The 12,987-nt window shown below is 51.5% G+C and carries 11 protein-coding genes; 9 read left to right on the top strand and 2 right to left on the bottom strand.

Annotation, left to right across the window (positions count from 1 at the left end; translation table 11 throughout):
• Positions 1-136: 136 nt before the first annotated feature.
• Positions 137-1,255 carry an AI-2E family transporter YdiK gene (ydiK, locus tag SBG_RS06255; protein ID WP_000248606.1) on the bottom strand — a complete coding sequence of 373 codons (1,119 nt, stop codon included), beginning with the start codon at positions 1,253-1,255 and terminating at the stop codon, positions 137-139.
• Positions 1,256-1,519: 264 nt separating this feature from the next.
• Between ydiK and ydiJ the strand changes: the two genes are divergently transcribed.
• The 3 genes from ydiJ (at position 1,520) to SBG_RS06270 (ending at position 5,271) form a co-directional block, all read left to right on the top strand.
• Positions 1,520-4,576: a D-2-hydroxyglutarate dehydrogenase YdiJ gene (gene ydiJ, locus SBG_RS06260; protein WP_000612892.1), complete on the top strand. Its 3,057-nt coding sequence runs from the start codon at positions 1,520-1,522 to the stop codon at positions 4,574-4,576.
• A complete protein-coding gene (gene menI, locus SBG_RS06265; protein WP_000637931.1) occupies positions 4,573-4,983 on the top strand; it encodes a 1,4-dihydroxy-2-naphthoyl-CoA hydrolase in 411 nt (136 codons plus the stop codon). Before ydiJ ends, menI begins: the two co-directional genes overlap by 4 nt.
• 99 nt (positions 4,984-5,082) lie before the next feature.
• Positions 5,083-5,271: a YdiH family protein gene (locus tag SBG_RS06270; protein WP_020844128.1), complete on the top strand. Its 189-nt coding sequence runs from the start codon at positions 5,083-5,085 to the stop codon at positions 5,269-5,271.
• A gap of 274 nt (positions 5,272-5,545) precedes the next feature.
• Here the strand turns inward: SBG_RS06270 and SBG_RS06275 are convergent, their stop codons facing one another.
• The gene (locus SBG_RS06275) at positions 5,546-6,892 is read right to left on the bottom strand and encodes an L-cystine transporter (protein ID WP_000237156.1); all 1,347 of its coding nucleotides are present in this window, start codon (positions 6,890-6,892) and stop codon (positions 5,546-5,548) included.
• A gap of 424 nt (positions 6,893-7,316) precedes the next feature.
• On the opposite strand from SBG_RS06275, the gene sufA reads away from it, so the two are divergent.
• From sufA to sufE, 6 genes are read left to right on the top strand one after another with little or no spacing between them, the layout of a single operon-like run.
• Positions 7,317-7,685 (top strand): Fe-S cluster assembly scaffold SufA, encoded by a 369-nt coding sequence (gene sufA, locus SBG_RS06280; protein WP_000418971.1) that lies wholly within the window; start codon positions 7,317-7,319, stop codon positions 7,683-7,685.
• Between the two features lie 8 nt (positions 7,686-7,693).
• Positions 7,694-9,181 (top strand): Fe-S cluster assembly protein SufB, encoded by a 1,488-nt coding sequence (gene sufB / locus SBG_RS06285; RefSeq protein ID WP_000089392.1) that lies wholly within the window; start codon positions 7,694-7,696, stop codon positions 9,179-9,181.
• A gap of 16 nt (positions 9,182-9,197) precedes the next feature.
• Entirely contained in the window at positions 9,198-9,944 is a 747-nt protein-coding gene (gene sufC / locus SBG_RS06290; protein ID WP_000948899.1) for a Fe-S cluster assembly ATPase SufC, read from the top strand.
• A complete protein-coding gene (sufD, locus tag SBG_RS06295; protein ID WP_000907919.1) occupies positions 9,919-11,190 on the top strand; it encodes a Fe-S cluster assembly protein SufD in 1,272 nt (423 codons plus the stop codon). Before sufC ends, sufD begins: the two co-directional genes overlap by 26 nt.
• Positions 11,187-12,407 (top strand): cysteine desulfurase SufS, encoded by a 1,221-nt coding sequence (gene sufS / locus SBG_RS06300; RefSeq protein WP_000143872.1) that lies wholly within the window; start codon positions 11,187-11,189, stop codon positions 12,405-12,407. The genes sufD and sufS overlap by 4 nt, the downstream gene beginning before the upstream one ends.
• A gap of 12 nt (positions 12,408-12,419) precedes the next feature.
• The gene (sufE, locus tag SBG_RS06305; RefSeq protein ID WP_000279745.1) at positions 12,420-12,836 is read left to right on the top strand and encodes a cysteine desulfuration protein SufE; all 417 of its coding nucleotides are present in this window, start codon (positions 12,420-12,422) and stop codon (positions 12,834-12,836) included.
• Positions 12,837-12,987 lie beyond the last annotated feature (151 nt).

The raw sequence follows: 12,987 nt of genomic DNA on the forward strand, positions 1-12,987 counted from the left end.
TCAATAGTTTAAAAATTGTAAAGAATTTGCGACAAAAAAGGGTTACCTACGAGAGCAGATATGCGGTTCAACAGGAGCGGGATGCTGGATTGATAAAATTATCTAAAGCATCGGGCGGCATCGCCGCCCGGGATGGTTATGAATACTTATTGGCCTCCTCAATTTCGTCCAGTTCTTCAAGGATCTCTTCTGGTTCATTCGTTGGCGCCGGAACTTCATGTACCCATGCGGAAAACAAACGCCAGGTGACGGCCAGAAGCACCGGTCCAATAAACAGACCAATCATACCGAATGCAATCAGGCCGCCGATCACCCCGGAAAGGATTAGAATCAACGGAAGATCGGCGCCCATGCGGATGAGTACCGGGCGAATCACATTGTCCAAGGTACCGACGACGGCGCTCCACACCAGCAGCACAGTGCCCCAGGTAGTGTCGCCAGTCCAGTAAAGCCAGATAATTGCCGGAATCAATACCGGCAGCGGCCCCAACTGAACCAGGCAAGAAAGGATCATCACTACCGTCAACAGGGTGGCATAGGGCACGCCGGAAATCGCCAGCCCAATACCACCGAGCACCGCCTGAACCAGAGCGGTAACCACTACGCCAAGCGCTACGGCCCGAATCGCCTGGGCTGCCAGCAGAACTGCCGCGTCGCCGCGTTTTGCTGCGAGACGGCAGGCGAAATGGCGTATCCCCATCGCCACCTGTTCGCCGCGCCAGTATAGGAGGGCGCTAAACAACAGCATCAGGGCGCAGTGCATCATAAAGCGTCCTATATGCGCCGCCTGACCAACAAACCAGGTAGTGGTAGCGCCAATATAGGGGCGAACTTTCGCCATAATGGCGCTGCCGCCCATATCCAGCAAGTTGTGCCAACCAGCATACAGTTTAGCGCCAACCAGAGGAATACTGTTTAGCCACGCAAGATCGGGCAGTGTCATGTCGCCACCAGTCACCGCATGGATGAGCGGGCCGCTACCGTCAACAATGCTATTGACCAGCAAGGCGACGGGGATAACGAACAACAATACTAATAGCAGGGTCATGATCAGTACGGCAAGCGAACGGCGACCCCACAGTATTTTTTGTAATTTCAGCAAAACGGGCCAGGTCGCGATGACAATCGTACCTGCCCATGCAAACCCCAAAATAAAAGGCTGTACTATCCACAAACAGGCCACAATCATGATGGCTAAAAACAGCACCGATAGCAGCACCTGCGCAATATCCCTGGGCTGACGAACATTTACCATAAATACTTTTCACCTTTGTCTTTGCGCCAGAACGTTGGCGCGACGTGAATATGCAAATCACACCCTATAATGATGAGCAATTTCAGCCGTTTTTAACAGGCCGATTCTGCATGTAATTCTGTTGGGCGCACAGGAAAAAAATGTGATACAACAAATAACGCAACACGCAAACGATTAAGCATCCCTTCCAGTGCGTAGACCGCTCGCGCTCGCCGGGTCGGGTGCCACCGTTCACAACACAGACCGCAGGAAAGGGTCAATATAATGATTCCACAAATTTCTCAGGCACCCGGCATAGTTCAGCTGGTGCTCAATTTTTTGCAGACGCTGGAGCAGCAAGGGTTTACGGGCGATACGGCAACCAGCTATGCCGACCGTCTGACAATGTCGACCGATAACAGCATCTATCAGCTTCTTCCCGATGCCGTCGTTTTTCCCCGTTCTACGGCGGACGTCGCGCTTCTTGCCCGTCTGGCGGCAGAACCTCGCTTTACCTCACTGGTATTTACGCCGAGAGGTGGCGGTACAGGCACCAATGGACAGGCGCTAAATCAGGGCATTATTGTTGATATGTCCCGCTACATGAACCGTATTATTGAAATCAATCCTGAAGAGGGATGGGTACGGGTGGAGGCGGGCGTGATAAAAGATCAGCTTAACCAGGCGCTGAAACCGTATGGCTATTTTTTTGCGCCGGAGCTTTCCACCAGTAACCGCGCCACGCTTGGCGGTATGATTAATACCGATGCTTCCGGTCAAGGCTCGTTGGTCTATGGCAAAACATCGGATCATGTCTTAGGCGTTCGGGCCGTATTGCTGGGAGGGGATATCCTTGACACGCAATCGATGCCTGTGGAGCTTGCCCGCATGCTCGGTGAAAATAATACGACGCCAGGCCGCATCTATCAGACCGTCTATCAGTCCTGCCAGGAAAACCGTCAACGTATCCTCGATAGCTTTCCAAAGCTCAATCGCTTTCTGACAGGCTACGATTTACGCCACGTCTTTAACGATGACATGACCCGCTTCGATCTCACCCGTATCCTGACGGGCTCGGAAGGGACGCTGGCGTTTATTACTGAAGCCCGGCTGGATATTACGCCGATACCCAAAGTTCGCCGGCTGGTGAATGTAAAATACGACTCCTTTGATTCCGCGCTGCGTAACGCGCCTTTTATGGTGGCGGCGCGCGCCTTATCCGTCGAGACAGTCGATTCCAGAGTTCTTAACCTCGCGCGGGAAGACATTGTCTGGCATTCGGTGAGCGAACTGATTACTGATGTGCCGGACAAAGAGATGCTTGGCCTGAATATTGTGGAGTTCGCGGGTGATGATGAAGCGATTATCGACGAACACGTCGCGGCGTTGTGCCAACGGCTGGATGAGCTGATGGCCCTCGCGCAAGCGGGGGTGATTGGCTGGCAACTGTGCACCGATCTTTCGGGTATCGAACGCATTTACGCGATGCGTAAAAAAGCGGTAGGGCTGCTGGGTAATGTGAAGGGTGCAGCCAAACCGATTCCTTTTGCGGAAGATACCTGCGTACCGCCTGAGCATCTGGCCGATTATATTGCGGAATTTCGTGCTCTGCTGGATGGCCATGGATTAAGTTACGGCATGTTTGGTCATGTGGATGCCGGTGTGCTGCATGTGCGTCCGGCGCTGGATATGTGCGATCCACAACAGGAGCTGTTGATGAAACAGATCTCTGATGAGGTCGTCGCTCTGACTGCCAGATACGGTGGGCTGTTGTGGGGCGAACATGGAAAAGGCTTCCGTGCGGAATATAGCCCGGCCTTTTTCGGTGAAATTCTGTATGGCGAACTGCGCAAAATAAAAGCGGCTTTTGATCCGCATAATCGACTAAACCCAGGAAAAATTTGTCCCCCGCAAGGGATTGACGCGCCGATGATGAAGGTGGATGCGGTGAAACGCGGTACCTGGGATCGTCAGATCCCGCTGGCGGTGCGGCAAACCTGGCGTGGCGCCATGGCATGTAACGGGAACGGTCTGTGCTTTAATTTCGACGCGAGAAGCCCTATGTGCCCGTCAATGAAAATTAGCCTTAACCGGATCCACTCGCCGAAAGGCCGGGCGACTCTGGTGCGGGAATGGCTTCGTCTGTTGGCCGACCGCGGTGTCGATCCATTGAAGCTGGAAAAGGAACTACCGGAAAAGCGTGCCAGCCTTCGTACGCTGATTGCCCGTACCCGCAATAGCTGGCACAGTCGTAAAGGCGAGTATGACTTTTCCCATGAAGTTAAAGAGGCCATGTCTGGCTGTCTGGCGTGTAAAGCCTGTTCGACCCAGTGCCCGATTAAAATTGATGTTCCGGAGTTTCGTTCACGCTTTCTTCAGCTTTATCATACGCGTTATCTGCGTCCGGTACGCGATCATCTGGTGGCGACGGTCGAGACCTATGCTCCGCTAATGGCGCGTGCGCCAAAGACCTTTAACTTTTTTATTAACCAACCGGTGGTGCGTAATCTGGCGAAAAAACATATCGGTATGGTGGATTTACCTCTGCTCTCTGCCCCTTCGTTGCAACAGCAACTGGTGGGCCATCCGTCCGCCAATATGACGCTTGAGCAGCTGGAACGCATGAGCGCCGAGCAAAAAGCGAAAACGGTACTGGTGGTTCAGGACCCGTTTACCAGCTACTACGACGCTCGGGTCGTGGCGGACTTTATCCGCCTGGCGGAAAAACTGGGCAGGAGGCCGGTATTGTTACCGTTCTCGCCGAATGGTAAGGCGCAGCATATTAAAGGTTTCCTTAACCGCTTCGCGAAGACGGCGAAAAAAACATCAGAATTTCTGAACCGGATCGCCGCGTTGGGGATGCCGATGGTTGGCGTCGATCCGGCGCTGGTATTGTGTTATCGCGACGAATACAAGCTGGCGCTCGGTGAGCAGCGCGGCGATTTTCATGTGTTACTGGTCAATGAATGGCTATCGCAGGAAATAAATGCAAGACAGCCTGTCGAGATAAGCGGTGAACCGTGGTACTTTTTTGGTCACTGTACGGAGGTGACGGCTTTACCCGGCGCGCCTGCGCAGTGGGCCGCCATCTTTGCCCATTTTGGCGCGAAGCTGGAAAATGTCAGCGTAGGCTGCTGCGGTATGGCGGGCACTTATGGACATGAACTAACCAATCATAAAAATTCGCTGGGAATTTATGAGCTATCCTGGCATCAGGCGATGCAACGTCTACCGCGAAACCGCTGCCTGGCAACCGGCTATTCCTGCCGAAGCCAGGTTAAACGCATTGAAGGTACGGGCGTGCGTCACCCGTTGCAGGCATTATTGGAGATTATGGGATGATCTGGAAACGCGAAGTGACCCTGGATGCGCTGAACGCGATGGGGACAGGGAACATGGTGGGGTTGCTCGATATCCGTTTTGAGCATATTGGTGATGATACACTGGAAGCGTCGATGCCCGTCGATCACCGTACCAGGCAGCCTTTCGGCTTGCTGCATGGCGGCGCTTCTGTTGTGCTGGCGGAGAGTATCGGATCGGTCGCAGGCTATCTGTGTACGCAGGGAGAGCAAAAGGTGGTAGGGCTGGAGGTGAATGCCAACCATGTGCGCTCGGCACGCCAGGGCCGCGTTCGGGGTGTCTGTAAAGCGCTGCATACCGGGGCTCGCCATCAGGTCTGGCAGATAGATATCTTTGATGAACAGGGACGGCTATGTTGCACTTCGCGTCTTACTACTGCTGTGGTGTGACGTTGTCACACTTAAAAGTGTGACCCATATTGCTTTTGGTCAAAATGTGCGCAGAAAAAGGTGATATACTGTGCACGTTTACACATAAGCGAGGATGATATGTCTACTGATTTGGACCCAACCCAACTGGCGATTGAATTTTTACGCCGTGATAAAACCGAACTTTCTCCCGCCCAGTATCTGAAGCGTTTAAAACAACTGGAACTGGAGTTTGCCGATCTTCTCACGCTCTCTTCAACCGAGTTGAAAGAAGAGATCTATTTCGCCTGGCGCTTGGGCGTGCATTAATAACCTCTGTGTAGGCCGGATAAGGCATTAGCCGCCATCCGGCTATGTCACCAGTCAGTCTCACCAGGTGAAATATAATCTTACTGATTTTGTTCAAAAAAAACACAGATCGCCATTTGTGCTAAAAAGGCCTGCACTTTTTATGAGAATATTCTTATGCCCCTTCAAGAGCTAAGCCATCAAGAGTGCCGGAGATAAGCGCCGGGTGGGGCCGGAACCCTTAAGCCTGTAGTTAACAGACTTAAGGGTTTTTCTTATTCCGGACGGCAAAAAATCAGGATCTGTCAGTAACAGGCGATACGCAGTTAGTGGTTGTATTATTTAATATGCGGTTAGCCAATACGCCTGACATCATCGAACCGTTAACGTTCAGGGCGGTCCTGGCCATATCGACGATGGGCTCAATGGCAATAAAAATACCGACCAGCGCAACGGGAAAGTTTAATGTTGACAGGACAATCAGCGCGGCGAATGTTCCCCCACCGCCGACACCGGCCACGCCAATAGATCCCAGAGCAATAGCAGGCAACATTGCGGCCAGAAAATGCAGCGAGAGTGGATCAATGCCGATGGTGGGCGCAATCATCGCCACCATAATAGCCGGATAGATCCCGGCACAGCCATTTTGTCCCATGCTGGAACCAAACGAAGCGGAAATATTGGCAATGGTACTCTGTACACCACATTTTTCCTGCGCGGAAATGGCCAATGGAATAGATGCGGCACTGCTACGGGAAACAAATGCAAAGGTTAAGACTGGCCAGACCATTCTGAAGTAACGCGCCGGATTATTACCGCTGAGCAACAATAAAATGGCGTGTACGATAAACATCATTAAAATTGCGATATAACAGGCGCCGATAAAACCAAGCAGGCTGGCGAACTGTTCAAGGCGGTATGATGAAAATACCGAAGCCATTAATGCCATTACTCCATAGGGCGTTAATGCAATAACGATACGTACCATCTTCATTACCCAGATCTGAATAGCGTTAATGCCTGTACTTAATTTTTGGCCTTCTTCCGGCGTGTCTTTTTTGACTTTTAACAGAGCAATACCCGCTATTAACGTAAAGATGACAATTCCAATAACGGAAACGTTTCTGGCGCCAGTAAGATCAAGGAAAATATTGGTTGGTATCAGCGATGTCACCAATTGTGGGATCGACACCGCGGCTGTTTTGTTGACCTCTTCCGTGGTCAATGTGGACGGCATGTGTGCAAAAGCACTGGCGTCAAGTCCAAGGATATGGGCTGTCAGTAAGCCGATAAAACCAGCAATCATCACCAGACATAACATGCATCCGACGATCGTCAGCGACATTTTTCCGATACCGGCGCTATTTTCCAGTTTATTGATGGCGGAAAGAACGGAAATAAAGATTAGCGGTATGGCAACCAGTTTTAACAAGTTGACGTAACCATTGCCGATGATGCCGTACCATTCGATTATGGTTTTAGTGTGAGTTGCAGAAATAAAATGCAAGGACAAACCAATAACAGCCCCTAAAAAGATAGCGATAAAAACGCTTTTCGACAGAGAATCGCTTTTTTGATTAATTCTGAATATTGCCCATGCGAAAACCAAAAAAAGTGCGATATACGCGAGCGTAATAACCATTTTAAGCCTCTTGCCTCATTCAGCACCTGAAATGCCGGAAAGAGTTAATGTAAACCTATAGCTCAGGCTGAGTTATAGAACCGCAGCGGATTATAAAGAGCGAAACAGCAGGTATCCATACAAAAAATGTGGTTCTTGCATCACTGACGGGCAGCTACAAGTGCCTATTAATTAAATAGCCATTTTCTATACATCTTTTCGCTTTTGACCTGTCAGAACGGTTAACCTTATAAAAAGCATTCAATATCAAAAGGTTAACCCAATTTATCTCTGCCCGGTAAGCTGACGCGCAGGGTCTATGCTTAATAAAAGGTATCCAGTATGGCCCTTTACGTGAAAGCCCCTGCTGTTAAGGGGTTGAAGTGATAATCATTATCACTAACATGCTGTTATATCCTGCTGATTAAAAACGTGAGGTAACCCTATGGAATTGCATTCAGGAACGTTTAATCCGGAAGATTTCGCCTGGCGAGGGCTAACGTTAACACCTGCGGCGGCAGCGCACATTCGTGAACTGGTGGCAAAGCAGCCTGGTATGTTGGGCGTGCGATTAAGCGTCAAACAGACGGGATGCGCCGGGTTTGGCTATGTTCTGGATGCCGTCAGTGAGCCGGATAAAGACGATCTGGTCTTTGAAGCTGAAGGCGCCAGGCTCTTTGCGCCGTTACAGGCGATGCCTTTTATTGACGGAACAGAAGTGGATTATGTGCAGGAAGGGCTGAACCAGTTATTTAAATTTCATAACCCCAGGGCCCAGAACGAATGCGGCTGCGGCGAAAGTTTTGGGGTATAGGCGGAACTATGTCTCGTAATACTGAAGCAACGGAAGAGGTCGGCATCTGGACGGGCGGGCGTCTTAATTATAAAGAGGGATTTTTCACGCAATTACCTACTGATGAACTGGAAAAAGGCATCAGCGAAGAGGTAGTGCGGGCGATTTCCGCAAAACGCAACGAACCTGAGTGGATGCTGGAATTTCGTCTCAACGCTTATAACGCCTGGCTGGAAATGGATGAGCCACACTGGTTGAAGGCGCACTACGATAAGTTGAACTATCAGGACTACAGTTATTACTCTGCGCCGTCATGCGGGAGCTGCGATGATAGCTGCGTTGCGCAACCGGGCGCCGTACAGCAAACGGGCGCAAACGCCTTTTTGAGCAAAGAGGTTGAAGAGGCTTTCGAGCAGCTTGGCGTTCCGGTTCGCGAAGGGAAAGAAGTGGCTGTAGATGCGATTTTCGACTCCGTATCTGTGGCGACCACATATCGTGAAAAACTGGCGGAACAGGGCATTATTTTCTGCTCTTTCGGTGAGGCGATACAAGACCACCCTGATCTGGTCAGGAAGTACCTTGGTACAGTCGTCCCGGCGAACGATAACTTTTTTGCCGCGCTGAATGCGGCGGTTGCCTCTGACGGGACGTTTATTTATGTCCCCAAAGGTGTGCGTTGCCCAATGGAGTTATCCACCTATTTTCGTATTAACGCCGAAAAAACCGGTCAGTTTGAGCGCACTATTCTGGTGGCGGATGAAGGCAGCTACGTGAGCTATATCGAAGGATGTTCTGCGCCCGTACGCGACAGTTACCAACTTCATGCCGCGGTCGTGGAAGTTATTATTCATAAAGACGCTGAAGTGAAATATTCCACCGTACAAAACTGGTTTCCTGGCGACAACAATACAGGCGGTATTCTGAATTTTGTGACTAAGCGTGCGCTGTGCGAAGGGGAAAACAGCAAAATGTCATGGACTCAGTCGGAAACCGGTTCAGCGATCACCTGGAAATACCCGAGCTGTATTCTTCGTGGTGATAATTCTATTGGCGAGTTTTATTCTGTCGCACTGACCAGTGGACATCAGCAGGCCGATACCGGCACGAAAATGATCCATATCGGTAAAAATACACGCTCAACGATCATCTCAAAAGGTATCTCCGCCGGGTATAGCCAGAATAGCTACCGTGGGCTGGTAAAAATTATGCCGACGGCCACCAACGCCCGGAATTTCACACAGTGCGACTCCATGTTGATTGGCGCGGACTGCGGCGCGCATACGTTCCCGTACGTTGAATGCCGTAATAACAGCGCGCAACTGGAGCATGAGGCGACCACATCACGCATCGGCGAAGATCAGCTTTTCTATTGCCTGCAACGCGGCATCAGCGAAGAAGACGCTATTTCGATGATCGTCAACGGTTTCTGTAAAGATGTTTTCTCGGAACTGCCGCTGGAGTTCGCCGTTGAAGCGCAAAAACTGCTGGCGATTAGCCTTGAGCACAGCGTCGGTTAATGATGAAGGAAAACCTATGTTAAGCATCAAAGATTTACAGGTCAGTGTGGAAGAAAAAGCGATTTTGCGTGGCCTGAATCTGGAGATTCGCCCCGGCGAAGTTCACGCCATTATGGGGCCGAACGGTTCCGGAAAAAGCACGCTCTCCGCCACGCTGGCGGGACGTGAAGATTATGAGGTCACCGGCGGCTCGGTTACGTTCAAAGGTAAAGATCTGCTTGAACTGTCGCCGGAGGAACGGGCGGGCGAAGGGATTTTTATGGCCTTCCAGTACCCGGTAGAAATCCCCGGCGTCAGTAACCAGTTTTTCCTGCAAACTGCGCTGAATGCCGTGCGCGCCTGGCGTGGGCAGGCGTCGCTGGACCGTTTTGATTTTCAGGACTTGATGGAAGAAAAGATCGCCTTGCTGAACATGCCGGAAGATTTGCTGACCCGTTCAGTGAACGTTGGTTTTTCCGGCGGGGAGAAAAAGCGCAATGACATTTTGCAAATGGCGGTGCTGGAGCCGGAATTGTGCATTCTTGATGAGTCTGACTCCGGGCTGGATATCGATGCGCTGAAAATTGTCGCGGAGGGTGTCAACGCGCTGCGTGACGATAAACGCGCTTTTATTATCGTGACCCACTATCAGCGCATACTGGACTACATCAAACCTGATTACGTCCATGTCCTCTATCAGGGGCGAATTGTCCGATCCGGCGATTTTACTCTGGTCAAACAACTGGAGGAGCAGGGTTATGGCTGGCTTACCGAACAGCAATAAGGCGTTGCAACAATGGCAGCAGCTTTTTGAAGAACAAGGTGAAAGCCGTACGGAGCAGGCAAGACAACATTTACAACAGATGCTGCGCCTGGGATTACCAACGCGCAAGCACGAAGACTGGAAATACACACCGCTTGACGGCTTAATCCAGAATCAGTTTATCCGTCAGTTTACGGCCATTAGCAGCGCACAGCGTGATGCGCTGGCGCTACAAATCGATGCCGTACGGCTGGTGTTTGTCGACGGACAGTTTATGCCTGAACTCAGCGACAATACGCAAAGTAGCGGATTTAAGGTTAGCGTCAAAGATGAGCGTCAGATGCTTGCCGAGCCGGTGCAGCCGGAGGTTTTTCTGCATCTCACAGAAAGCCTGGCACAACGTGTAACGTACATTCAGGTAGCGCGAAATCAGCGTCCGGCTAAGCCCCTCCTGTTAATGCACATCACCCAGGGCGTGGATGGAGACGAACTGAACACCGCACACTATCGTCATCATCTGGAACTGGCAGAAGGCGCGGAGGCGACGGTAATTGAGCATTATGTCAGCTTTGATGAAGCAAACCATTTCACTGGCGCGCGGATGACGATGCAGGTCGCAGCAAATGCGCAACTGCGCCATATCAAACTGGTGTTTGAAAATGCGTCCAGCTACCATTTTGCGCATAATGATCTTTTGTTGGCGGCAGACGCTCAGGCATTTAGCCACAGTTTTCTGTTGGGCGCCACGGTGCTACGCCACCATACCAGCAGCCGGCTAAATGGCGAAAATGCGACGCTTCGCCTTAATAGTCTGGCGATGCCGATAAAAAACGAAGTGTGCGATACGCGGACCTGGCTGGAGCATAACAAAGGCTATTGTAACAGCCGCCAGTTACATAAAACCATTGTCAGCGATAAAGGGCGAGCGGTTTTTAACGGTCTCATTAACGTGGCGCAACACGCCATCAAAACTGACGGCCAGATGACCAATAATAATCTCTTGCTAGGAAAACTGGCTGAAGTCGATACCAAACCGCAATTAGAGATCTATGCGGATGACGTGAAGTGCAGCCATGGCGCAACGGTTGGCCGTATTGACGATGAGCAGATGTTTTATCTGCAATCGCGCGGTATCAGGCAGCAAGAGGCGCGTCACATGATCCTTTACGCATTTGCCGCTGAGTTAACGGAAGCCATTCATGATGCCGCGCTTAAACAACAGGTGCTGGCGAGAATCGGCCTGCGTCTTCCCGGAGGTTTAGCATGACATTTCCTGTTGAAAAGGTACGGGCCGATTTTCCCGTATTGCAGCGTGAAATTAACGGCCTGCCGCTGGCTTATCTGGACAGTGCGGCCAGCGCCCAGAAGCCCAATCAGGTGATTGACGCTGAATCTGCCTTCTATCGCCATGGCTATGCAGCGGTACACCGTGGTATCCATACATTAAGCGCGCAGGCGACCGAGCGCATGGAAAATGTGCGTAAGCAGGCGTCGCAGTTTATTAACGCCCGCTCCGCAGAAGAACTGGTTTTTGTACGCGGCACTACGGAGGGCATTAACCTTGTCGCCAACAGTTGGGGAACGGATAACGTACGGGCCGGGGATAACATTATTATCAGTGAGATGGAGCATCACGCCAATATCGTCCCGTGGCAGATGTTGTGTGAGCGTAAAGGCGCTGAACTGCGCGTGATCCCGCTGAACCCTGACGGTACGCTGCGCCTGGAGGTTCTGGCGACTCTGTTTGATGACCGAACGCGACTGCTGGCCATTACTCATGTTTCCAACGTGCTGGGGACGGAAAACCCGTTGACGGAGATAATAGCGCTGGCGCGCCAGCAGGGAGCGAAAGTGTTGGTGGATGGTGCCCAGGCCGTGATGCACCATGCCGTTGACGTCCAGGCGCTGGACTGCGATTTTTACGTTTTTTCCGGCCATAAACTCTATGGGCCGACCGGCATCGGCATTCTTTATGTGAAAGAGGCGTTGCTGCAAGAAATGCCGCCATGGGAAGGCGGCGGGTCTATGATAGCGACCGTCAGCCTGACGCAGGGAACCACATGGGCGAAAGCGCCCTGGCGCTTTGAAGCGGGAACGCCGAATACCGGCGGCATCATCGGTCTTGGCGCGGCAATTGACTATGTGATGTCGTTGGGGCTGGATAAAATTGGTGAGTATGAGCAAATGCTGATGCATTATGCGCTGGAGCAACTGGCGAGGGTGCCTGATCTCACACTCTACGGCCCGGCGCAGCGGCTGGGCGTCATCGCCTTTAATCTGGGTAAACACCATGCCTACGATGTCGGCAGTTTCCTCGATAATTACGGTATTGCGGTACGGACCGGCCATCACTGCGCGATGCCGCTGATGGCCTGGTATGGCGTGCCGGCAATGTGCCGGGCTTCGCTGGCGATGTATAACACCCATGAAGACGTGGATCGGCTGGTGGCGGGGCTAATGCGTATCCACCGTTTATTGGGATAACAGTGAGGTTTTATGGCTGTACTACCAGATAGAGAAAAACTGTTGCGTAACTTTACGCGTTGCGCTAACTGGGAAGAAAAATATTTATACATTATTGAGTTAGGGCAGCGTCTGGTAGAGCTACATCCGCAGGATCGTAATTCGCAGACGACGATCCAGGGCTGCCAGAGCCAGGTATGGATCGTGATGCGGCGAAATGCCGACGGTATTATCGAATTACAGGGCGACAGCGATGCGGCCATCGTCAAAGGTCTTATGGCGGTGGTATTTATTTTGTATCACCAAATGACGGCGCAAGATATTGTGAATTTCGATGTACGGCCATGGTTTGAAAAAATGGCGCTTGCGCAGCATCTCACGCCTTCGCGATCGCAGGGACTGGAGGCAATGATTCGCGCGATTCGCGCTAAGGCTGCAACTCTTAGCTAAACTATACAGACAGCGTTCTACCTGATGTCAAATCCTTTGCCGGACGGCGACTTCACTTTATCCAGAATGGATAAAGCGTGTATGTTGTTGTTCTGATAAGCGAAACGCTATCAGGCGTCGCAGGGGGCATCACCAGCAATACAGGAGGTTT

Origin of the sequence: Salmonella bongori NCTC 12419 (genome assembly GCF_000252995.1) — a bacterium.
Classification (GTDB): domain Bacteria; phylum Pseudomonadota; class Gammaproteobacteria; order Enterobacterales; family Enterobacteriaceae; genus Salmonella; species Salmonella bongori.

Coding starts and splice junctions, on each gene's coding strand:
- ydiK (WP_000248606.1), bottom strand. CDS start 1,255: ATGGTAAATGTTCGTCAGCCCAGGGATATTGCGCAGGTGCTGCTATCG.
- ydiJ (WP_000612892.1), top strand. CDS start 1,520: ATGATTCCACAAATTTCTCAGGCACCCGGCATAGTTCAGCTGGTGCTC.
- menI (WP_000637931.1), top strand. CDS start 4,573: ATGATCTGGAAACGCGAAGTGACCCTGGATGCGCTGAACGCGATGGGG.
- SBG_RS06270 (WP_020844128.1), top strand. CDS start 5,083: ATGTCTACTGATTTGGACCCAACCCAACTGGCGATTGAATTTTTACGC.
- SBG_RS06275 (WP_000237156.1), bottom strand. CDS start 6,892: ATGGTTATTACGCTCGCGTATATCGCACTTTTTTTGGTTTTCGCATGG.
- sufA (WP_000418971.1), top strand. CDS start 7,317: ATGGAATTGCATTCAGGAACGTTTAATCCGGAAGATTTCGCCTGGCGA.
- sufB (WP_000089392.1), top strand. CDS start 7,694: ATGTCTCGTAATACTGAAGCAACGGAAGAGGTCGGCATCTGGACGGGC.
- sufC (WP_000948899.1), top strand. CDS start 9,198: ATGTTAAGCATCAAAGATTTACAGGTCAGTGTGGAAGAAAAAGCGATT.
- sufD (WP_000907919.1), top strand. CDS start 9,919: ATGGCTGGCTTACCGAACAGCAATAAGGCGTTGCAACAATGGCAGCAG.
- sufS (WP_000143872.1), top strand. CDS start 11,187: ATGACATTTCCTGTTGAAAAGGTACGGGCCGATTTTCCCGTATTGCAG.
- sufE (WP_000279745.1), top strand. CDS start 12,420: ATGGCTGTACTACCAGATAGAGAAAAACTGTTGCGTAACTTTACGCGT.